22 protein-coding genes are annotated in these 19,875 nt (G+C 74.3%); 7 read left to right on the forward strand and 15 right to left on the reverse strand.

Annotation, left to right across the window (positions count from 1 at the left end; all coding sequences use genetic code 11):
• Positions 1-153 precede the first annotated feature (153 nt).
• From ABD345_RS14185 to ABD345_RS14205, 5 genes are all read right to left on the reverse strand, one after another.
• A complete protein-coding gene (locus tag ABD345_RS14185) occupies positions 154-1,617 on the reverse strand; it encodes a cellulose binding domain-containing protein (RefSeq protein WP_344552389.1) in 1,464 nt (487 codons plus the stop codon).
• A gap of 215 nt (positions 1,618-1,832) precedes the next feature.
• A complete protein-coding gene (locus ABD345_RS14190; RefSeq protein ID WP_344552390.1) occupies positions 1,833-3,368 on the reverse strand; it encodes a beta-N-acetylhexosaminidase in 1,536 nt (511 codons plus the stop codon).
• A 79-nt stretch (positions 3,369-3,447) separates the two neighbouring features.
• A complete protein-coding gene (locus tag ABD345_RS14195) occupies positions 3,448-4,308 on the reverse strand; it encodes a carbohydrate ABC transporter permease (RefSeq protein WP_344552391.1) in 861 nt (286 codons plus the stop codon).
• Entirely contained in the window at positions 4,305-5,219 is a 915-nt protein-coding gene (locus ABD345_RS14200; RefSeq protein ID WP_344552393.1) for a carbohydrate ABC transporter permease, read from the reverse strand. Before ABD345_RS14200 ends, ABD345_RS14195 begins: the two co-directional genes overlap by 4 nt.
• A gap of 92 nt (positions 5,220-5,311) precedes the next feature.
• Positions 5,312-6,592, reverse strand: a complete 1,281-nt coding sequence (locus ABD345_RS14205; protein WP_344552394.1) for an extracellular solute-binding protein — start codon at positions 6,590-6,592, stop codon at positions 5,312-5,314.
• Between the two features lie 289 nt (positions 6,593-6,881).
• Between ABD345_RS14205 and ABD345_RS14210 the strand changes: the two genes are divergently transcribed.
• On the forward strand, positions 6,882-7,730 hold the full coding sequence (locus tag ABD345_RS14210; RefSeq protein ID WP_344552395.1) for a GntR family transcriptional regulator: 849 nt from the start codon (positions 6,882-6,884) through the stop codon (positions 7,728-7,730).
• Positions 7,731-7,813: 83 nt separating this feature from the next.
• On the opposite strand, the gene ABD345_RS14215 is transcribed toward ABD345_RS14210, so the two are convergent.
• Entirely contained in the window at positions 7,814-8,482 is a 669-nt protein-coding gene (locus ABD345_RS14215; RefSeq protein ID WP_344552397.1) for a maleylpyruvate isomerase N-terminal domain-containing protein, read from the reverse strand.
• A 127-nt stretch (positions 8,483-8,609) separates the two neighbouring features.
• On the opposite strand from ABD345_RS14215, the gene ABD345_RS14220 reads away from it, so the two are divergent.
• Positions 8,610-9,857: an MFS transporter gene (locus ABD345_RS14220; protein ID WP_344552398.1), complete on the forward strand. Its 1,248-nt coding sequence runs from the start codon at positions 8,610-8,612 to the stop codon at positions 9,855-9,857.
• Here the strand turns inward: ABD345_RS14220 and ABD345_RS14225 are convergent.
• From ABD345_RS14225 to ABD345_RS14240, 4 genes are all read right to left on the reverse strand, one after another.
• Positions 9,847-10,623, reverse strand: coding sequence for an SMI1/KNR4 family protein (locus tag ABD345_RS14225; RefSeq protein WP_344552399.1), 777 nt, complete (start codon positions 10,621-10,623; stop codon positions 9,847-9,849). The genes ABD345_RS14220 and ABD345_RS14225 overlap by 11 nt on opposite strands.
• Positions 10,624-10,771: 148 nt before the next feature.
• Positions 10,772-11,434: an isochorismatase family protein gene (locus tag ABD345_RS14230; RefSeq protein WP_344552400.1), complete on the reverse strand. Its 663-nt coding sequence runs from the start codon at positions 11,432-11,434 to the stop codon at positions 10,772-10,774.
• A gap of 59 nt (positions 11,435-11,493) precedes the next feature.
• On the reverse strand, positions 11,494-12,489 hold the full coding sequence (locus ABD345_RS14235; RefSeq protein WP_344552401.1) for a GlxA family transcriptional regulator: 996 nt from the start codon (positions 12,487-12,489) through the stop codon (positions 11,494-11,496).
• A gap of 336 nt (positions 12,490-12,825) precedes the next feature.
• Complete coding sequence (locus ABD345_RS14240; RefSeq protein ID WP_344552402.1) at positions 12,826-13,623, reverse strand: MHYT domain-containing protein; 798 nt, start codon at positions 13,621-13,623, stop codon at positions 12,826-12,828.
• A 287-nt stretch (positions 13,624-13,910) separates the two neighbouring features.
• Between ABD345_RS14240 and ABD345_RS14245 the strand changes: the two genes are divergently transcribed.
• Complete coding sequence (locus tag ABD345_RS14245) at positions 13,911-14,384, forward strand: PIN domain-containing protein (RefSeq protein ID WP_344552454.1); 474 nt, start codon at positions 13,911-13,913, stop codon at positions 14,382-14,384.
• A 140-nt stretch (positions 14,385-14,524) separates the two neighbouring features.
• Here ABD345_RS14245 and ABD345_RS14250 read toward each other — a convergent pair whose 3' ends face one another.
• Complete coding sequence (locus ABD345_RS14250; RefSeq protein ID WP_344552404.1) at positions 14,525-14,848, reverse strand: hypothetical protein; 324 nt, start codon at positions 14,846-14,848, stop codon at positions 14,525-14,527.
• Positions 14,849-15,301: 453 nt separating this feature from the next.
• Between ABD345_RS14250 and ABD345_RS14255 the strand changes: the two genes are divergently transcribed.
• Entirely contained in the window at positions 15,302-15,940 is a 639-nt protein-coding gene (locus ABD345_RS14255) for a gamma carbonic anhydrase family protein (protein WP_344552405.1), read from the forward strand.
• Between the two features lie 87 nt (positions 15,941-16,027).
• Here the strand turns inward: ABD345_RS14255 and ABD345_RS14260 are convergent, their stop codons facing one another.
• Positions 16,028-16,429 (reverse strand): hypothetical protein, encoded by a 402-nt coding sequence (locus ABD345_RS14260; protein WP_344552406.1) that lies wholly within the window; start codon positions 16,427-16,429, stop codon positions 16,028-16,030.
• 200 nt (positions 16,430-16,629) lie between these two features.
• On the opposite strand from ABD345_RS14260, the gene ABD345_RS14265 reads away from it, so the two are divergent.
• Positions 16,630-17,067, forward strand: a complete 438-nt coding sequence (locus ABD345_RS14265; RefSeq protein ID WP_344552407.1) for a hypothetical protein — start codon at positions 16,630-16,632, stop codon at positions 17,065-17,067.
• Positions 17,068-17,186: 119 nt separating this feature from the next.
• Positions 17,187-17,693 carry a macro domain-containing protein gene (locus tag ABD345_RS14270; RefSeq protein WP_344552408.1) on the forward strand — a complete coding sequence of 169 codons (507 nt, stop codon included), beginning with the start codon at positions 17,187-17,189 and terminating at the stop codon, positions 17,691-17,693.
• Between the two features lie 63 nt (positions 17,694-17,756).
• Here ABD345_RS14270 and ABD345_RS14275 read toward each other — a convergent pair whose 3' ends face one another.
• A complete protein-coding gene (locus ABD345_RS14275; RefSeq protein WP_344552410.1) occupies positions 17,757-18,098 on the reverse strand; it encodes a hypothetical protein in 342 nt (113 codons plus the stop codon).
• Here ABD345_RS14275 and ABD345_RS14280 point away from each other — a divergent pair.
• Positions 18,052-18,801: a hypothetical protein gene (locus tag ABD345_RS14280; RefSeq protein WP_344552411.1), complete on the forward strand. Its 750-nt coding sequence runs from the start codon at positions 18,052-18,054 to the stop codon at positions 18,799-18,801. The genes ABD345_RS14275 and ABD345_RS14280 overlap by 47 nt on opposite strands.
• Before the next feature lie 43 nt (positions 18,802-18,844).
• On the opposite strand, the gene ABD345_RS14285 is transcribed toward ABD345_RS14280, so the two are convergent.
• A complete protein-coding gene (locus tag ABD345_RS14285) occupies positions 18,845-19,330 on the reverse strand; it encodes an SsgA family sporulation/cell division regulator (RefSeq protein ID WP_344552412.1) in 486 nt (161 codons plus the stop codon).
• Positions 19,331-19,531: 201 nt separating this feature from the next.
• On the reverse strand, positions 19,532-19,819 hold the full coding sequence (locus ABD345_RS14290; RefSeq protein WP_344552413.1) for a hypothetical protein: 288 nt from the start codon (positions 19,817-19,819) through the stop codon (positions 19,532-19,534).
• Between the last annotated feature and the right edge of the window lie 56 nt (positions 19,820-19,875).

A 19,875-nucleotide genomic window follows, 5' to 3' on the forward strand; every position in this document is an offset into this window, starting at 1 on the left:
GGATCCGGGTGCGCGACCGCTCAAGTGCCCCTTGAGCGCCCCTTGAGCGCCACGCCCCGCGCCGGCTCCCCCGTCCGCCGGGGGCGGAACGGACGGTGCCCCGCCCCGCCGGCCGAGCGGCCTGGCGGGCGGGGCGGGGCACCTGGTGCGGGGTCAGTTGGCGGGGACGGTGTCCTTGAACGCGGTGCCGGCCGTGCGCAGCGCGGCGATGTTCGAGGCGACCTGGGCGGGGCTGAGCACCTGGTCCTTGACGAAGTACACGTAGTCGACCTGCTGGTCGTACGAGCGCGGCGTCGTGGAGTACTGCCCGGCCAGGTCGATCAGCCAGTGGTTGAAGTCGATGAACTGCGGGGTCTCGGGCAGGTAGGGCTCGCCGTGGGTGGCGACGACCTGGCCGTCGATGTAGTAGGTGATGTTGCTGTTGTCGATGGTGAACTGCAGCAGGTGCCAGCCGTCGTAGGACTGGCGCTGCTCGCCGTGGGTGTTGACGGCGTTCCACGGGTCGGGGTTGTAGGTCTCCCAGCTGGTCTCGTACATGATGTTGCTCTGCTCGCCCCAGCCGCCGTTGGGCAGGTACTCGAAGTCCTGCTCGCTGTAGTTCGGGTCCATCGGGGCGTTGAGCGGGGTGAAGGCGAAGAAGGTCTGGTTGACGTGGTCGCCGTCGGGGCCGCTGTTGGGGGCGTCGGCGAACTTGACCCGGGCCGCGTAGGTGCCGTTCTTGAACTTCCGCGCGGTGGTCTGGATCTCGGTCTCCTTGGTGCCGGAGGCCGTGCCGTCGGTGGTCAGGCGCAGGTTGAGCACCTTGCTGCCGCCGACGGTGGGGAAGGTGACGTCGGCCGGGGACCAGGTGGCGCCGGAGACGCCGGGGCCGCCCTGGCCGGACTTGACGGTCCAGCCGTGCTGCTGGACGGCGGCGTCCGCGCTGGTGTTGTAGGAGAAGTCGTCGAACAGGACGGGCGCGTTCGGGTCGACCGGCGGGGTGGAGGTCGAGCCGGACGGGGAGGAGCTGGGGGACGAACTCGGCGACGGGGAGGGGTTGTTGCCGGCCGGGGCGGTGCCCCAGATCAGCGCGCCGTCCTCCTGCAGGGTGACCTTCTGCCAGTTGGCGTAGCCGGTCTGGGTGCCGCTGAAGGAGTAGTCGTCGGACTGGGTGAGGGTCTGCCAGTCGGAGCGGTAGAAGCGCAGCTGCATGTCGCCGGTGGACTGGCCGGGGGCGAGCGAGCCGGCTCCGGCGGTGAAGCCGATCTCCAGGTAGCGGTCGGCGGTGGCGGTGGGGTTGGCCAGGGTGCCGAAGGTGCCGGTGATGTTGCCGCAGCCCTTGACCGCCCAGGAGCAGGCGAAGCGGTAGGTGGTCGACGGGCCGTCGGCCTTGAAGTAGTAGCGCAGGGTGATCCGGTTGAGCGCGACGGTGCTGCTGCCGGTGTTGGTGACCTGCAGCCAGGGCTCGGACTGGTCGGCGGTCGCGCCGGAGGCGCTGGTGCGGTACTGGACGCTGAACGCGTCGGCGGCCGAGGCCGGGGCGACGGTCAGCGCGGTGGCGGCCAGGCCGGCCGCGGCGATCGCGGCGGCCGCGGCGAGCCGGGCGCGCCGGCTGGTGGTGCGGGGGCGTGCGGACACGGTGGTTCCTTCCGTGGGGGGAGTGCCCCGCGGTGCGGCGGGGCGGAGGGACGTTCCGGCGGTGCACGTGCGGGGTGCGGCGGCGGAGGTGGTCCGCGTGCTGCGGGCGGCCGCTGACGGTGGGTCGGCGGCCGGGTCTGTGGGGGGTCCGCCGGGGCGCGTCGAGGGCGCGTCCGGTCGGGCCGGGGCCGGTCGGTCGGGGCGGCCGGGGCCGGTCAGGGCGCGTCGGGGACGCGTCCGGTGCGGTGGACGCCGAGGGCGGCCAGGCGGGGGCGGTGCGCGGCGAGGGCGGGCAGGAAGTCCCGGGCGTAGTCGCTGTCGGGGTTCCAGGCCCGGTCGGCGATGGCGCACAGCCGGGGGTAGGCGAGGTAGTCGAAGTGCTCGGGGGTGCTGACGAACTCGCTCCACAGCTGGGCCTGGGTGCCGAGCACCCGGGCCCGCTCGCTCTCGTCCCAGTGCGCGGGGGCGGCCTGGTGGGCGTGCGCGGTGGGCAGGTCGACGACGTACCCGGCCTGGCCGAGCGGTTCGTCGGGGAGCTCGCTCTGCGGGTAGTCGAGGTAGGTGGCGCGGTGCGGGGCCATCACCACGTCGTGGCCGCGCCGGGCGGCCTCCCGGCCGTGCTCGGCGTCCCGCCAGGGCATCACGGTGAACTCGACGGGCAGCGTGGCGCCGTCGGTCTCGGCCCAGCAGACCGGGACGCGTCCGGCGTCCAGCAGGTGCCGGCCGACCTGGCCGAGGAACCAGCCGCGCAGCTGGGCGGGGGCGGCCAGGCCGAGTTCGGCGGCCCGGCGGCGGGCGGCGGGGCTGTTCTCCCACTCGGTGGTGGGGCACTCGTCCCCGCCGAGGTGGACGTAGCGGGAGGGGAACAGCTCCATCGTCTCGTCCAGCACGGCGCGGCAGAAGGCGAGCGCCTCCTCGTGCACGCCGAGCACCGTCTCGCACACGCCCCAGTCGGTCCACACGTCGAGCTGCCGGCCGGGCTGGTTGCCCAGGTGCGGGTAGGCGGCGAGGGCGGCCCGGGTGTGGCCGGGCATGTCGATCTCGGGGACGACGGTGACGCCGCGTTCGGCGGCGTACCCGACCAGGCGGCGCAGTTCGGCCTTGGTGTACGCGCCCTGGTGGGGCAGCGCGTCGTACGCGGTGGAGCCGGCGTGGCCGGCCATGCTGCGCTCGCGGCGGGCGCCGACCTCGGTGAGCCGGGGGTAGGCGTCGACCGGCAGCCGCCAGCCCTGGTCGTCGGTCAGGTGCAGGTGCAGCACGTTCAGCTTGTGCAGGGCGATCCGGTCGACGGCGGCGAGCAGGCGTTCGAGGGGCTGGAAGTGCCGGGCGGTGTCGATCATGAACCCGCGCCAGGCGTGCCGGGGCCGGTCGGTGATCCGCACGGCGGGCAGGCTCCACTCGACGCCGGGCGCGGGCTCCGGCGAGAGCGCCTCGGGCGGCAGCAGCTGGCGGATGGTCTGCACCCCGTGCCGCAGGCCGGCCGGGCGGGCCGCGAGCAGCGTCACCTGGAACGGGTCGACCGTCAGCCGGTACCCCTCCTCCCCCAGTTCCGGCCCGGCGGCGGGGTCCAGGGCCAGCAGCACGGTGCCCTCCGCCCCGGCGGCCAGCGGCAGTCCGGTCGCGGGGCGCAGCAGGTCGCGCAGCAGGTCGGCGACGGCGGCGGCCTCGCCGTCAGCGCGCACGGTGGTCCGTTCGGTCAGGGTGAACCGTCCGGCAGCGGGAACGAGATCGACCGGGGTCGGCAGGATCACGGGGTGGTCTTCTTCCGGGGGTAGGGAGGCGGGCGGGGTCCTGCGGGTGGGACGGGGGCCGGGGCGGCCGGGCGGGGGCTCAGCCCTTGACCGCGCCGGCGGTCATGCCGGTGGTGACCTTGTTCTGCAGGAACAGGAAGACCAGCAGGACGGGGAGCATGAAGAGGCTCGCGGCGGCCATGGTGGCGCCCCAGTCGGTGCCGAAGACGTTGGCGAAGGAGGAGAGCCAGACCGGGAGGGTGCGGGCGTCCTGGTTCTTGATGATCAGGGTGTTCGCGAAGGCGAACTCGTTCCAGGCGGTGATGAAGCCGAACAGCGAGGTGGCGAGCAGGCCGGGGGCGAGCAGCGGGAGGGTGATCCGGCGGAAGGCGGCGGCCCGGGTGCAGCCGTCGACCTGGGCGGCCTCCTCCAGTTCGGCGGGGACGGCGGCGAGGAAGCCGCGCAGGGTGACGATGGTGAAGGGGAGGGTGGTCATGAAGTAGACCAGGGTGAGCATGCTGAGGTTGTCGAGCATGTCGGTGTCGCGGGCGATCACGTACATCGGGATCAGCAGGGCTTCCCAGGGCGCCATCTGGGCGGTGAAGACCAGCAGCAGGAACGCCCGGCGGCCGCGCCAGCGCAGCCGGCCGACGGCGTACGCGGCGAGCAGGGCGACGACCAGGGAGAGCAGGACGGCGCTGAGGGTGACCAGCAGGCTGTTGCGCCAGTAGCCGCCGAAGCCGGGGGCGTGGATCGCGGTGGAGAAGTGTTCGAGGGTGGGGTGCAGCGGCAGGAAGGCGGGGGTGGCGGACTGGATCTCGGCGGTGGGTTTGAAGGCGGTGACCACCATCCAGTAGACCGGGAACGCGGCGGTGACCAGGACCGCGAGCGCGGCGAGGTTGAGCGGCAGCCGGCGCAGTCGGCGGGGGGCGAGGAGCTGGCGGGGGGCGAGGGGGTTCACGCCTCGGCTCCTTCCTGGCGGTGCATCCGCCGCAGGGTGTTGACGAGGGCGGCCAGCAGGATCAGTACGGTGAGCGTGGAGGCGGCGGCGCCGAGGTCGTACTTGTGCAGGTTCTGGGCGATCTGGAAGGCGTAGACGGGCAGCGTGGTGGTGGCGCCGTTGGGGCCGCCCTGGCTGACCACCCAGATCTGGGCGAAGCACTTGAAGGTCCAGATCACTTCGAGCGAGGTGACCAGGGCGAACAGCGGCCGCAGCACGGGGACGGTGACCAGCCGGAAGGTCTGCCAGGCGCCGGCGCCGTCGATCCGGGCGGATTCGTAGAGCTCGTTCGGGATCGTGGTCAGCCCGCCGTAGAGGGTGAGCGCGGCGAACGGGACGGACTGCCAGACCACCAGCAGCACCAGGACGGTGAAGGTGGCGCCGGAGTGGGCGAACCAGGCGTAGTCGTGGTAGCCGTGCAGGCCCAACTGGTCAAGTGCCCAGTTGACCACCCCGAAGCGGGACTGGAAGAGCCACTGGAACACGGTGGTGGCGGCGATCACCGGGGTGGCCCAGACCAGCACCAGGGCGCTCATCACGGCCAGCCGCATCCGCTTGCCGAGCCGGACCAGCATCAGCGCGACCAGCGTGCCGAGGCCGGTGATCAGCACGGTGTTGAGGGCGGTCCAGCCGAGGGTGCGCAGCGCGACGGTCCAGAACTTGGGGTCGGTGAGCAGCGTGGTGTAGTTGTCGAACCCGACGAAGGGGGCGCCGCCGCGGATCAGTTCGGCCAGCCGGAAGTGCTGGAGGGAGATCACCAGGTTGCGGGCGACGGGGTAGAGCAGCAGGTACGCCGCGCCCACCAGGGTCGGGGCGATGAGCAGGTAGGGCCGGATCCGGGTGCGGAGCGGCGGTGACGCGTTGGTGGGCACGGCGGGGTGTACTCCTGTTCGACGGTGCTGCGGACCCGGGGGCGGGCCGGGCGGGGGCCCGACCGGGCGGGCCGGGCGGGGCCTGGCCGGGGTCAGTTGCCGCTGAGCGCCTTGGTGATGGCCTGGCTGGCGGTCTTGCCCGCGGCGGCCGGGTCGGCGCCGGTGAGGACCTGGGTCATGTACTGCTTGATCGGGTTGTCGGCCTCGACGGCGGCCCAGTCGGGCGAGTTGGGGGTGGCGTGGCCGTTGACCGCGCCGGCCGCCATCGCGGCGGCGCCCTCGTCGCCGCTGAGCACGGAGGCCAGGGTGGTCCGGTTGGGGACGTAGTTCATCTGCTTGGCGATCTCGGTCTGCCACTTGTCCCCGGCCAGTGCCTTGACCACTTCGTAGGCGGCCTGCTGGTGGTGGGAGGACTCGGGGACGATCAGGTCGGAGCCGCCGGTGAACACCGCGCCGGGCTTGTCGGCGGTCTTGCCGGGGATCGGGAAGAAGCCGAGCTTGTCCTTGAGCTCCGGGTTGGCCTTGAGGATGGCGGCGGCGCCGCCGGGGGTGGAGATCACCTGCGCGGTGTGGCCCTGGGCGAACACCTCGGCCTGCGGCGGCTTGGCCTCGTCGGCGTCCTTGGGGCCCTTGCCGAGCGCCTGGAGCTGCTGGTAGAAGCCGATCGCGGCCTTGGCCTGCGGGGTGTCCAGGGTGCCGGCCCACTTGCCGTCGGAGCCCTTGGCGGCGAGGTCGCCGCCCTCGTCCCAGAGGAAGCCCGCCAGCACGTACCAGGTCTGGCCGGTCAGGTAGATGCCCTCGTTGCCGCCGGTGTTGAGCTTCTGGGTGTCGCTGATCCACTCCTCCCGGGTCTTGGGCGGGGTGGTGATGCCGGCCTGCTGGAACAGGTCCTTGCGGTAGATGACCACCCGGTTGGCGGCGTACCAGGGGATGCCGAACTGCTGGCCGCCGATCTTGCCGGGTTCGGCGAGGCCGGGGATCCAGTGCGCGCCGTCGAGTTCGGCGGTCTTGTCGCTGAGGTCGTGCACGCCGCCGCTGGCCGCGTACTGGGCGACCTGGGTGTTGCCGACCTCGATCACGTCGGGGGCGTCGTTGCTGGCCAGCGCGCTGGTGACCTTCTGGCCGATGCCGTCCCACTCCTGGATCTGCACCTTCAGGGTGGTGCCGGGGTGGGAGGACTCGAAGTCGGTCTCGAAGTCCTTCAGGAAGGTGTCGGTGACGCTGTCCTTCATGATCCAGACCGTCAGTTCGGCCGGTCCGGCCGTCTCCTGGGAGCCGGCCCCGGAGCCGGAGGAGCAGGCGGTCAGGGTGGCCGCGCCGAGCAGCAGGGCGATCGCGGAGCGCAGGGTGGTCGGAAGTGCGGTGGATCTCACGGTGGGTGCCGCCTCAAGGTGACTGGGAACGCCTGTGGGGGGTTCTGACGTGCGCTGGGGTGCTCGAAGGAGGCCGACTGTTTACCAGTAGAGTGAACTGGTCCGGTCGGTGGTAAGAGAAGTTCGCACAGCCGCCACGGCTCGTCAAGGCCCCCGCGCCCACTTCATCGGGCCTCCGACCTGCAAGGAAACCTTCCAGTTCGGGGCTTCCGGGGCCCGGGGCGGCACTGGTAAGGTCCGCGAACTGGTCTGGTATGGTCTGACCAGTTCGAAGCGAAGGGATGGAACGATGGCGACGGATTCGTCCGGCGGAGCGGGATTGAAGCGCGATCAGGTCAGGGAGTACCTGCGCGAACTGGTCGAGTCGCTGACCCCCGGCGACCCGGTCCCCTCCGAACGGACGCTCTGCGCCCAACTCGGCGTCTCCCGGCCGACGCTGCGCGCCGGGGTGGACGAACTGGTGGCCGCGGGGCTGCTGGTGCGCGAGCACGGGCGCGGCATGTTCGTCGCCCCCGCCAAGATCGTCCAGGAGCTGACCCCGTCCGGCGGGGGCGGGCCGTCCTTCAGCGTGCCCCGGGCGTCGGGGAGTTGGACCAGCCGGGTGCTGGAGTTCAGCTCGATGCCGGCCGGCGCGGCGATCGGCCGCAAGCTGTGGCTCTCACCGCCGACGCCGATCCTGCACATCGTCCTGCTGCGGCTGGTGGACGGCGAGCCGATGGCGATCGAGCACCTGCACATCCCGGCCGCCCTGCTGCCCGGCCTGGCCCCCGCCGACCTGGAGCGCGGCGACCTCTACCAGCTGATGGCCGCCCGCGGGGTGCACGTCCACCAGGCCGTGCAGGCCATCGAGCCGACCGTGGTCAGCGACCGCGAGGCCCGGCTGCTGGCCGTCCCCGCCCTCTCCCCCGCGCTGCGCTTCGAGCGGCTGACCACCGACGCCTCCGGCGGCCCCGTCGAGTACGTCCACTCGCTCTACCGGGGCGACCGCTACCGGATCGTCTCCCGGATCTCGCTCGCCGACCCGTCCCCCGCCACCCCGGGCGACTCCCGCCACCACCCGGGCATCCCCCCGGGCGACCTGAGCACCCGCGGCACCGGCCCGACCGTCACCACGGGGGACATCCAGCCGCTGCTGTGACCCGCGCGGGGGCCGGGGCGGGGGCCGGGGCGGGGGCCGGCGCCCGGCCGTGCGGGGCGGTGCTCAGTCGCGCGGGGCGGTGCTCAGTCGCGCGGGGCGCTGTACCAGCGCCACTCGGTGGGGCGTTCCAGGCCGGGCAGGTCGCCCCGGCCGGTGGCCCACAGCAGGGTGGGCCAGGGGTCGGTGCCGGTGGGCGCGCCGGGGAAGAGCCGGTGCAGCACCCGGGCGGTGATCCCGGCGGGGGCCGTCCACTCCAGTCCCAGGCCGAGCGCCAGGTCCCGGGCGTGGACGAAGAGTTCGACCAGGCCCATGGCGGCGCAGCCCTCGGCGTCCGCCGTCCCGAAGCCGTGGAAGGCGCGGTCCTGCGGCCGGGCCGTGCGGACCATCGCCACCAGCAGCGCCCCGCACGCCTCCAGCACCTGGGCCAGGCCGCGCGGTCCGGCCTCCCGCTGGGCGAAGACCACGCTGGCGGGCTTGCCGGGCGCCTCCCGCCGGTAGACGAAGGGCACGGAGTCCTCGGCGGGCGGCGATTGCGGTCCGAGCTGGGCCGCGTAGGCGAACAGGTCGTCCGCCAGGTGCTCGGCGGTCTCCCAGCAGCTCCACTCCAGCGTCCCGGCGGGCCGGTCCCAGTCGGCGGCCGCCGCGGCCGGCCCGCCCAGCAGGGCGACGACCAGCCGGACGCCCTCGGCGAGGTCGTCCGCCGTCACCGGGCCGACGGCGCCGGGGTGTTCCGCGTGTTCGTGATCGGTCATGCGCCGAGCGTACTCACCCCGGGCCGGGGAATCGTCTCGACATCAAGCATCTTGATATCGAGAGACTTCTCGGGCAGAGTTGCTCCCCGCACGGACGAACGGCCCGCTGCGGAGAACGGGGAGCACCATGGGCGAGCGAGCGCGGAGCGAAGGACTGGTGGCCCAGCTGCGCCGGCCACCGGGCGGGCGGGACGGGCGGACGATGCTGCTGACGCTGTTCGTCGACCGCACCGGGACCGGGGTCTGGTCGGCGGTCTGCGTGCTGTACTTCACCGAGCTGAGCCGGCTGACGGCCGCCCAGATCGGCCTGCTGCTGGGCCTGTCCTCGGTGGCGGGCATCGCCGGCACCCCGCTCGCGGGGCGGCTGGCCGCCGCGCACGGGGCCCGGCGGGTGCTGATCGGGTGCCACCTGCTGCGGGTGGCGGCGCTGGCGGCGGTGCTGGCGTGCTCCTCGTTCGCGGCGCTGCTGCCGGTGGTGGGGCTGGCCACGCTGGGCGACCGGGCGGCCCGCTCGATGGAGATCCTGTACGCCACCGAGGTGGCGGGCGAGCGGCAGTCGGCCTACCGGGCGCTGTCGCGCACCGCGATGAACGCCGGGTACGCGGCGGGCGCCGGCCTGGCCGCGATCGGCCTGGCGGTGGGCACCGCGGCCGCGTACCGGACACTGGTGGTCGCCGACGTGCTCTCCTTCCTGGTCGCGGGCGCGCTGGTCGCCTCCCTGCACGAGCCGCGCCGGGCCGGGTCCGCCGAGCAACCGGCCGCCCCGGACCGCGAGCCCCGGCCCAACCCCTGGCGGGACGCCGGCTACCTGCGCTTCGTCGCCCTGGACGCGGTGCTCACCATCGACGACGCGATCCTCAACGTGGGCCTGCCGCTGTGGCTGATCCACTCCACCCGCGCCCCGCACGCCCTGATCCCGGCCTTCCTGGCGATCAACACCGTCGTCGTGGTGCTCGCCCAACTGCGGGTCTCCGCGCTGGTGCGCACCCCGCGCCAGGCGGTCCGGGTGGTCCCGCTGTACGGGTTCGCGATCCTCGGCTGCTGCGCGGCGGCGGCGCTGGCCCACCGGACGGGGGTGCCGGCCGCCTCCGCGCTGCTGCTGCTCGCCGCGGTGCTGGTGACGCTGGCCGAACTGGTCCGCTCGGTGGTCTCCTGGGAGCTGTCGGTGGCCCTCGCCCCCGAGCGGGCCCGCCCCGAGTACCTCGGCGTCGCGGGCATGGCCCACTCCACCGAGAAGGCCGCCGGCCCGCTGCTGCTCACCGGCGCCGTCCTGGCCACCGGCCCGCTCGGCTGGCTCACCCTCGGCGCGGCCACCACCGCGGCCGCCTACGCCCAGCGGCACTACGGCGCCGGGCGGCTGTCCCTCAGCCGCTGATCCCGCTGGGTCCGCCGGGTCCGCCGAGCCTGGAGCCGGTCAGACGAATGACCACTCGGCTGGTGCCCGGAGTCGGGAGATCGTCCGGTTCGAACGGCTCCGGCTCGCCGGCGGACCGGCTCGGTTCCGGCCGCTCCAGGCCCAGGGCCCATCGGCGCACCCCCTCGGGGTCCGGGCGGAGTGCCTGGCGCGGGGCGCGCCGGGCGCGGGCACCGGGGCCGCTCCAGTCCCCGGTGCTGACTCCTTCCAGCAGGTCCGCCGTCCGGTGGAAGAAGGCGGCCAGCGAGGCGTACTCCCCCTCCAACGGCCCGTCCGCCTCGCCCCACGTCCCGACCGTCCCGTCGGCCGTGTTCAGGAACGTCCCGTGGAGGGCGTCGCACTCGGCGACGACGGGCAGCCACTCCCGACGCCAGACCGGGCGGTCGGGGTCCGTGGCGGGCGTGCTCCGCTCCGGGTCGGTCTTGCCGAGGTAGACCCGCTGGATGTCCGCCAGGCCGAGCAGGAGGTGCCCGCCCAGGCCGGGCAGCGGGCACCCCCGCCGCACCCGGCCGGCCCGGCGATCGGTGCGCCCGTCGGCATCCACGTCGTTCAGCAGGAGCCACTGCCGCAGCTGCGCCGGGAGCTCCAGGCCCATCCGCAGTTCGGCCCGGTCGAGGGCCTCCCGGCTGCCCGGACCGCCGAGGGCGGCGAAGACCGCGGGGTCGTTCCGTTCGAGCCACCCGGTCACCCGGGCCCACGCCTCCCGCACGTCTCCTGCTTCGCCCATCGCTTCCCCCTCGCACGTGACAACCGCCGGACCGGCTCGGGAGGACGATAGCCGTGGCCACCGACACGCACGCTCCACAGCTCGTCCACTCGACTGCTCAACCACTCGACCGCACGACTGCTCGACCGCGCGGCCGTCCGTCGGACGGTCATCCGGTCGGACGGTCCCCGGCGAGCGCGGTGGGCCCGACCGGCGCGGTGAGGTCGGCGACCTCGGCCAGCACCGTCCCGTACAGGTCCCCGACGGTCGCCAGCGCCGCGGCGTGCAGGTGCGCCGCCGGTACGACCCGGCCGTCCGGCCCGGGCAGGGCGCGGGTCGCGCACGCCTCGGCGACCACCGCGGGCCGCCGGCCCTCGCGGAACGCGCCCTGGGCGGTGAAGGCCACGCACATGTGCGTCATGAACCCGGCCAGCACCAGGTCGCGGCGCGGCCCTTCCCCGTCCGCGTCGGCCAGCACCTTCGCCAGGTCGGTCCCGTGGAACGCGTCCGGGAAGGTCTTCACCACCACCGGTTCCCCGGCCACCGGCGCGACCTGCGGGCTGATCGCCCCGATCTCGGCCCGGACGTCGTACGGCGTCCCCGGCCCGCCGTCGTTGACCACGTGCACCACCGGCGCGCCGACCGCCCGGGCGGCCGCCAGCAGCCGGGCCCCGGCCGCGAGCGCCTCCTCGGCGCCCTCCAGGGCCATGACGCCCTCGCGGTAGGTGTTCTGGTAGTCGATCAGCACCAGCGTCGACTCCGCGAGCCGAGGCGGCGTGCCGTCCAGGCCGATCACGGTGCGCAGCGTGCTGGACACTTCTTGCGTGCTCATGTCACTCATCTCCTCGTCATGGTGCCGGAAGGCGGAATCAGGGGTGCGCGGCTTGCCGCCTACGGGCCGCCGGTCACCCGGAAGCGCTTGCGGTACGCGGCCGGTGTCGTGCCGAGGCGGCGGCGCAGCGTGCGGTGCAGGGTCTCGACGGAGCCGAGGCCGCTGGCGGCGGCGACCTGTTCGAGCGGCCGGTCGGTGCCCTCCAGGAGGCGCCGGGCGGCTTCCAGTCGCACCGCTTCGACGTACGCCGCCGGGGTGGTACCCGTCTCCTGCCGGAACACCCGGGCGAAGTGGCGTTCGCTGAGGCACATCCGGGCCGCCAGCGCGGCCGCGGAGAGGTCGGCGTCCGGGTGTTCGGCGATGTGCAGGCGCAGGTCGTCGATGTCCCGGCGGGCGGTGGGCGGGGTGCTGAGCGGGACGGAGAACTGGCTCTGGCCGCCCTGCCGCTTGAGGTACATCACCAGGTGCCGGGCGACGGACATCGCCAGTTCCTCACCGTGGTCCTCGGCGACCAGGGCCAGGGCGAGGTCCATGCAGGCGCTGATCCCGGCGCCGGTCCAGATCCTGCCGGATCGGACGAAGATCGGATCCGGGTCGACCGTCACCTCCGGGTGGTCGGCGGCGAGTTGGGCCGCCGTCGACCAGTGGGTAGTGGCGCGCCGGCCGTCGAGCAGCCCCGCGGCGGCCAGCAGGTGCGCGCCGACGCAGACCGAGGCGACCCGCCGGGCGGACGGCGCGAGCCGTTCCACCCAGGCGACCACCTCCCGGTCGATCCGCGCCCGGGGACCCGCCCCGTCCGCTCCTGGCTCGACCGCGCCCGGCACCAGCAGGGTGTCGACGGCCCCGGTGACCTGCTCGAACGTCAGGTCGACCGCCAGCCGGACCCCGGCCGAAGTGCGGACCAGCCCCTCCGCCGGGCCGGCCAGTTCCACCCGGTACCCGGCCCGGCCGCCGCTCTCCCGCCCGGCCAGGGCGAACACCTCGGCCGGGCCGGTGACGTCGAGCAGGTCGACGTCCGGGAAGACCGCGATCACCACGCGGCGGTTGCTGGGCATGCCCCCATCCTCGGCCGCCCCGGACGGCGTCCGCAATGACACCGTTCTGTCGGATCCGGCCATCCCCCGCCCCGCGCACCGCCCGCCGGAACGGGGGCACCCGACTGGACGCCGAACTGCCGTCCCGGCCCGTCACGTTGGGGCGCCGACGATGGGCGGGGCGCTCCGGCCACCGCAGGCCGGTCCGGCCGGTCGCCGGTCGGTCGTCAGCCGGTCACCGGTCGCCGGTCGCCGGTCGCCGGTCGGGCCCTGACGCACGGGCAGGGCCCCGGGGACGGTCGTCCGTCCGTTCCGGGGCCCTGCCGGTGGTGGTGCGGGGTGCGGAGCGCGGTGCGGTCAGTGGCGGTCCTGCCCGAACAGGTCGACCCGGATCGGTTCGACCGCGGGGCGCTCGCCCGGCTCCGGGTCCTGCGGGGAGAGGGCGATCGCGATGCCCGCGACGGCGAGGACGACCATGATGCCGACGGCGAGCGGGAGGATGAACTGCGAGGCGGGCGTGCCGCCGCCGAGGGGGCGGCCGTCGAGGTCGACGGTGACGGCGGCCATCGCGGTGTAGTGCATGGCGACCACCGCGACACCGGCGATCATCGCGGCGCCGAGCGCGGAGGGCAGGCCCTTGACGTTGAGCGTCATCCACAGCGCCGCGGTGGCGGCGGCGATGGCGATGAGCACCGAGGCGACGACCAGCAGGCTGTCGTAGGAGACCTTGCCCTCGACCTGCATCGCGGCCATGCCGAGGTAGTGCATGACGGCGACGCCGCAGCCGGTGAGCAGGCCGCTGAGCAGCAGGGTGCCGGTGCTCTTGCCCCGGTAGCCGACGACGCCGATGCCGAGGCCGACCACGACGACGGCCACCAGCAGGCTGAGCAGGGTGAGCGGGATGTCGTAGACCAGGCTGGAGGAGTCGACCATGAAGCCGAGCATCGCGATGAAGTGCATGGACCAGATGCCGCACCCGAACGCCCCGGCGGCCAACGCCAGCCAGCCGAAGCGCTTCTGCGGCTTCAGGGTCATGGCCCGGGCGGTGCAGCGCAGGCCGATGGCGGCCCCCGCGCAGGCGATGAGGTACGCCACCACGGGGTTCACCCACCCGTACTGAAAGCCGTTGAGGTGGGCCATGGTGCCGTGGTTCATGGGGGGTCCGATCGGAAACGAATGCACGTGCGAGTTTGCCGCAGAGACAATACCGCCCTCCGAAGCTTGGTCCGCACCAAGGTCCGTATTCGGCCTTTACCCGGCCTTTTCCCCGTCTCCGCAATTCCCCGCCTTCGCGATTTCCCGCTCCGGCCCCCGCCCCGACCCCCGTACCCACCCCGTACTCGTCCCCCGCTCCCCCGGCTTCCCGTGGCAGGCTGACGGCCGTGGAACGAGACGTGGAGCAGCAGCACTCGCAGCAGTCCCCGGAACGGCACGGCCGACCCGTGGCACCACCGGAAGCGCCCCCGGGGGCATCACTCCCGCTGCTGGTCGTGGACGGGGCCAACGTGGTCGGCTCCGTCCCGGACGGGTGGTGGCGGGACCGGCCGGGCGCGGCCGAGCGGCTGCGTGACGCGCTGGTGGAGACGGCGGCGGACGGGGTCCCCGGGGTGCCGGGGCCGCTGGCGGTGGTGCTGGTGGTGGAGGGCGCGGCGCGCGACGTGGCCGGGGTCCCGGGGGTGCGGGTGGTGTCCGCGCCGGGCAGCGGCGACGACCGGATCGTGGAACTGGTGGCGGCGGAGGCCGCGTCCGCGCCGGACCGCCGACTGCTGGTGGTGACGGCCGACCGCGAATTGCGCGGACGCGTCGCCGCCCTGGGCGCGGAGCCGCTCGGCCCGCGCACGGTCCGCCGCCCCTCCCCCGATCGCCCCGGCCGGACGGACCGACCGCCTCGTCCGACTGACCTCCCGTCGGACTGACACCGCGCCAGCCGAATTGCCCAGCAAGCAAACTGACGGCCGGATTCCGCTTGGCGGCCCGCCCGTTCGGACGGGCCTGACGAGTCAGCGCGGGCCGCACGACTCGGCGCGGCCGCACGACTCGGCGCGGGCCTGGCCGCTCAGGCCAGTCTGGTCCGGGCCGCGGCCGGGTGGGTGCGGCCCCGGGAGCTGATCGCGGGGCGGCTGGGGCGGCGGTCGGGCCTGGTCACCGGCGCGCCGTCGGCGGGGGCGGACCGCGCGGCGAGGGCGGCCTTGAGCGCGCGGACGGCCAGCAGCACGGCGACGGCGGCGAGTTCGGCGGGTTCGGTGGCGCCGCGTTCGGCGGCGGCGTGCTGGCAGGTCGAGCACCAGACCGCGCTGGCCCGGCCGCCGTCGGGGTAGTCCAGGCCCACCGGCACCAGGTAGTGGCAGCCGCAGGTCTGGCAGACGAAGAGCAGTCTCATCGCTGCACCACCCCCGAGCCGCCGCAGACCGTGCAGGGCGACCAGTAGCTGCGCCGCACCGGCTGCTGTCTCCCCTGCGGATCGGTCTCCACCGTGTGTTCCGTCTTCTCCGTCCCGCGCGCCCCGCCGCAGCCCGGGCAAGTCTGCTGCTCCGCCATCGGCCACCTCCAGACCACAGACCGTAGCGCGCCGACCCCCGTCCGCGACACCGGTTCGCCCTCGGACCACGCTCAAGCTTTGCCCGGCCCCACCGGCCGGCCGTCCACGTGTTCGGACGACGCGTCAGCTGCCGCCGCAGCCGCGCCCGCTCCGACCTCGCCCCGGCACCCGCTCACGGCCTCGCTCCCGCAACGCCCGGGGCGCGGACGGTGGGCGGCGCGCCGGTGCGGCGGCCCGCACAGCGTGTCCGATTCCCGCCAGCCGGCCGGTCGGCGGTGCGCGATGATCGCGCCCATGACCACACACGCGCAGGGCCGACGGTTCGAGCACCGCGGCGCCGTCCCCCGGGTCCACCCCACCGCCTACGTCGCGCCGACGGCCACCCTGGTCGGCGACGTCCGGATCGGTCCGCGAGCCCGGGTGATGTACGGCGCGGTGCTGGACGCGGAGGGCTCGCGGATCGAGGTCGGCGAGGCGGCGGTGGTGTGCGAGAACGCCGTCCTGCGCGCCTCCGCGGTCGCCGCCGACCAGCCGGTGCTGGTCGGCGACCACGTGTTCGTCGGCCCGCACGCGACCCTGTTGGGCTGCACCGTGGAGCGCGCCTGCTACCTGGCCACCTCGGTCAGCGTGCTGCAGGAGGCGGTGGTGGGCACCGGCTCGGTGGTCGCGGTCGCCGCCCTGGTGCACACCCGCACGGTGCTGCCGCCCGAGTACTTCGTCCCGCCGTACACCACGGCCCTCGGCGAGCCGGTGCGGCTGCTGGCACCGGGCGACCCCGAGGTGCCGCAGGCGATCGGGCGGCTCGGTTTCGCGGGCACCGCCTTCGGCGTCGACACCGCCTGGACCGACCGGATCGCCCGGCACGAGCAGATCGCCGAGATCCGCTCGGCGGAGTTCGGCGCGCACGCGGACGACCGGGCGGTGACTGACTGATCAATTGATTGACGTCCGTCGGGGCGAGGATCATCAACTGTTTGATCATCGACAATTGATGGATGTCTCCCACCCGACGAGCCGGGTTCAGCCCGTCGCGGGACGCTCCCCCTCGGCGCCCGGCCGGGCCCGCACCGCATCCGGCCGGGTCCGCACCGCGTCCGGCCGGACCCGTGCCGCGTCGGGCTGCTCCGGCGTCGCGTCCGGCCAGTCCGCGGGGGACGCCTCGACGTCGTTGCCGCGCACCCAGACGGTGGAGACCCCGAGCAGGCGGCGCATCACCGCGAAGCCGCCCTCCCAGCCGCCGGGCAGCCGCAGTCGGCCGAAACGGACGGCGCCGGCGCTGAACCTGGTGTCGCCGCTCTCCAGCATGCCGGTCCAGCCGGGCAGGCCCACCTCCGGGACGTTGCCGGTGAGTTCGGCCTGGACCGGGATCTCCAGTCCGTCGGCCAGCAGCAGGGCGGGGCCCCGGTACACGGGTGAGGTCATGCCTAGAGCGTGCGGGAGGGCCCCGGACCCGCGCAAATCACGCAATCCGCTTCGATCCGGGCCGGGCCGGGCGGGACCTTCTCGTTGGACGGAGTACTCCGTTCCGTAGCCGTTCGGCCACCTTCCGCCCCCACTTATGATGCAATATGACATTGCATAGCCGGGACGGCCCCGGCTGGCGTAGCAACGGGAGAACCCTCATGACCAAGCCCCTGGCCGTTCTGGCCGGTGCGGCAGCCCTGTCGGCGGCCCTCACCGTCCCGGCGGCGGCAACCACCTCCGACACCCCGCGGACCACCACCGCGTGCAGCCCGTCCGTCCTCCAGGGCGGACTGGCCACGCAGATCTGCGCGGACCGGACCGGCGACCAGGTCCGGCTGTACGGCACCCTCGGCCTGGCCGGCCCGCCCTCCCCCGGCACCCCGCTGCCGTACCGCAAGGACGTCACCGTCAGCCTGACCGGGACCGCCCCCGCCGGCACGGTCAGCCAGTACGTCCTGTTCACCGGCTCCGCCCAGCAGGTCGGCGACCTCATCGGCACCGTCCCCTGCGACGTCCCCGTCCGGGGCGGCTTCTCGGTGTCCTCCTACCCGCTGGGCCCCCACCCGGCGCGGATCGACACCGTCATCCCCTGCTGACACCCGCCGGGGCCGGGGCCCGCCCCTTCCCGGCCCCGGCACCCGGTCCCTCCGCCGTCCGCCGTCCGCCCACAGCGATCGGCGGACCCTCCCGGGCCGGGCTGCGGGAGAGTGGGGGCATGGGAGCGCGCATCGAGGTCGTCCTGGGCGACATCACCGAGCAGGACACCGAGGCGGTCGTCACCGCCGCGAACGAGTCGCTGCTGGGCGGGGGCGGGGTGGACGGGGCGATCCACCGGGCGGCCGGGCCCCGGCTGGCCGAGGCGGGCGGGGCGCTGGCCCCGTGCGAACCGGGGGACGCGGTGGCGACCCCGGCGTTCGACCTGTTCCCGCCCGTCCGGCACGTGATCCACACCGTCGGCCCGGTCTGGGACGGCGGCGGGTACGGCGAGGCCCGGACCTTGGCGTCCTGTTACCGCCGCTGCCTGGCCGTCGCCGACCGGCTCGGTGTCAGCAGCCTGGCCTTCCCCGCCATCGCCACCGGCGTGTACGGCTTCCCGCCCGACCTCGCCGCCCGGATCGCCGTCGACACCCTGACCACCACCCCGACCGACGTCACCCTGGTCCGCCTGGTCGCCTTCGACGCCCCGTCCCGCGACCTGCTCCGCGCCGCCCTCCCGGCCTGAAGCCCCGCCCGGCGCGGGGCCGCGCGTGCGGCACGTGCGGCGCGTTCAGTACGTCGAGCGCGTTCAGTACGTCGAGTACGCCGCGACCCGGTCGGCGATCCGGAAGGCGGTGTCGCAGTCCGGGCAGGCCGCCGGGCCGAACAGGTGGCGCAGGCGGTGGGCGACGGAGGGCCGGGCGTCGGTGCGGGCCCTGGCGTGCAGGCGGTCGACCAGTCCGTCCGGACCACCCGGAGGGTGGGATATCGCGTTGCCGGGCGGGGGCGGCCGGTGCTTGGGTGGGAGGATGTTGTTCCAGCAGGAGTTGATCGGGCGGGTCCGTGAAGTGTGCGAGGCGGACCGGGAGTTGGACGCCGCGCTGATGTACGGGTCGTTCGCGGCCGGGGAGGCGGACGAGCACAGCGACATCGAGTTCTGGCTGTTCTTCACCGAGGCCCGGCTGGCCGAGGTCGATCCGCACGGGTGGTGCTCGCGGATCGCGCCGCTGAGTTACGGCCTGTTGAACGAGTTCGGCTCGTACGTGGCGTTCTTCCCGGGGCTGGTGCGCGGGGAGTTCCACTTCGCGACGGTGGAGGGGATCGCGGAGGTGGCGAAGTGGCCGGCCCGGGGCGCGGAGGTCGAGCGGATGGTGCTGGTGGACCGCAGGGGGGCGCTGCGGCCGGTGCTGGCGGGGCTGCCGTTGCGGTACGTTCCGCCGGTGGAGCAGCCCCGGATCATCGCGGAGTACTGCGATCCGTTCGCGAACTGGCTGGTGCTGGCGTTCCACCTGACGGCCCGGGGCGAGGAGTTGCGGGCCTGGGACGCGCTGGGGCACGCGCAGCGGCACCTGCTGTGGATGGCGCGGTTGGCGGAGGGGGCGGTGGAGCACTGGCTGACCCCGTCGCGGGGCGCCGAGCGGGAGCTGTCGGCCGGGACGGTGGCGGGGCTGCGGGCGGCGACCTCGGCGGCGTCGGCGCCGGGTCTGCTGGGGGCGCTGCGGGGTGCGCTGGAGCTGGGCCGCCGGCTGTGGCCGGTGATCGCGGCCCGGCACGGGCGTTCCGCGCCGACCGCGCTGTTCGACGAACTGGACGCGGCGCTGCGGCTCCGGGAGCAGGGGCGGGAACAGCGGTAGGGACGGGAGCAGCGGTAGGGGCGGGGGCGGGGTCGACGGTGGGTCACCCCTCCTCGTCGTGGTCGTCGTGGTCGTCGAGGAGCCGTCGGACGAGTGCGTCGAGGTCGACGTGGTCGCGTTCGCAGCCGACCGGGACCACGCATTCGGTGCGGCGCAGGAAGTCGCGCAGGGCGGGGGCGGGCAGGCGCAGCAGGGCGCTGGTCTCCTCTCCGTGCAGGGCGAGCAGGACGTGGCCGTGGTCGGGGCCGTGGCCGGGGGTGACGGACATGTCGCCGAGTCCGGCGGGTCGGGTGAGTCCGGCGAGCAGGACGTCGCGGGAGAGGGCCCAGGTGACCGGGTGGGGGAGGTCGACGTGGTTGTCGAGGTGGACGGTGTAGGGCTCGTCGGCGCGGTAGCGCAGGCGGGCGGCGACCGGGACGTGGAGTCCGGGGGTGACGACCACTTCGACGACCAGGTGCACGGTGGGCCGGGTGGTGGTGCAGCGTTGCGGGGGGACGGCGGGCGGGGCGGGTTCCTGGTCCGGGTTCACCTGGCCCCACCGCCGTTCGTCTCCCGCCCCGCACAGCGGAGAAACGATTCTTCACTTGGTACCCGGCAACCCGCTGCGCGCCGCAACGCCTCTCGAACCTGCACGTCAGGACAACGACGCCGGGCCCGATCGGTGACACCCCGTTCGTCCTGCCCACGAACGGCCCGGGCGCACGGGTGCCGCGCCCGGGCGTTTCGGCCGCTACGCCCGGGCGAGCCGGCGGGCCAGTTCCTCCGGGAAGGCGTCCCCGTACGCGTCGGCCAGGTCGTCCAGGTCGATCATCGGCGGGATGTCGATGACGGGCTGGCGCTCGATCAGGAACGCCACCGTCTCGTGCACGATGCGCCGTTCGTCGCCGCCGGCCAGGCCGGGCCGTTCGAGCACCCCGTCGGTGACCCGGATCCGCGTCTCGGCCCCGACCGGGCCGTCCTCGACCCGGACCAGGTACTCGCGGTCGCCCAGGGGCTCCACCCGGATGTCAACTGCCATGGCGCAGGTCGTCCTTCCGTCAGTGCTCAGCCGTACGGCGGTGCCGACGCCGCGTC

It is taken from the genome of Kitasatospora saccharophila, from assembly GCF_039529925.1.
GTDB classification, from domain to species: domain Bacteria; phylum Actinomycetota; class Actinomycetes; order Streptomycetales; family Streptomycetaceae; genus Kitasatospora; species Kitasatospora saccharophila.

Coding starts and splice junctions, on each gene's coding strand:
- ABD345_RS14215 (WP_344552397.1), bottom strand. CDS start 8,482: ATGACCGATCACGAACACGCGGAACACCCCGGCGCCGTCGGCCCGGTG.
- ABD345_RS14210 (WP_344552395.1), top strand. CDS start 6,882: ATGGCGACGGATTCGTCCGGCGGAGCGGGATTGAAGCGCGATCAGGTC.
- ABD345_RS14235 (WP_344552401.1), bottom strand. CDS start 12,489: ATGCCCAGCAACCGCCGCGTGGTGATCGCGGTCTTCCCGGACGTCGAC.
- ABD345_RS14220 (WP_344552398.1), top strand. CDS start 8,610: ATGGGCGAGCGAGCGCGGAGCGAAGGACTGGTGGCCCAGCTGCGCCGG.
- ABD345_RS14290 (WP_344552413.1), bottom strand. CDS start 19,819: ATGGCAGTTGACATCCGGGTGGAGCCCCTGGGCGACCGCGAGTACCTG.
- ABD345_RS14240 (WP_344552402.1), bottom strand. CDS start 13,623: ATGAACCACGGCACCATGGCCCACCTCAACGGCTTTCAGTACGGGTGG.
- ABD345_RS14225 (WP_344552399.1), bottom strand. CDS start 10,623: ATGGGCGAAGCAGGAGACGTGCGGGAGGCGTGGGCCCGGGTGACCGGG.
- ABD345_RS14250 (WP_344552404.1), bottom strand. CDS start 14,848: ATGAGACTGCTCTTCGTCTGCCAGACCTGCGGCTGCCACTACCTGGTG.
- ABD345_RS14280 (WP_344552411.1), top strand. CDS start 18,052: ATGTACGGGTCGTTCGCGGCCGGGGAGGCGGACGAGCACAGCGACATC.
- ABD345_RS14230 (WP_344552400.1), bottom strand. CDS start 11,434: ATGAGCACGCAAGAAGTGTCCAGCACGCTGCGCACCGTGATCGGCCTG.
- ABD345_RS14275 (WP_344552410.1), bottom strand. CDS start 18,098: ATGTCGCTGTGCTCGTCCGCCTCCCCGGCCGCGAACGACCCGTACATC.
- ABD345_RS14270 (WP_344552408.1), top strand. CDS start 17,187: ATGGGAGCGCGCATCGAGGTCGTCCTGGGCGACATCACCGAGCAGGAC.
- ABD345_RS14260 (WP_344552406.1), bottom strand. CDS start 16,429: ATGACCTCACCCGTGTACCGGGGCCCCGCCCTGCTGCTGGCCGACGGA.
- ABD345_RS14265 (WP_344552407.1), top strand. CDS start 16,630: ATGACCAAGCCCCTGGCCGTTCTGGCCGGTGCGGCAGCCCTGTCGGCG.
- ABD345_RS14255 (WP_344552405.1), top strand. CDS start 15,302: ATGACCACACACGCGCAGGGCCGACGGTTCGAGCACCGCGGCGCCGTC.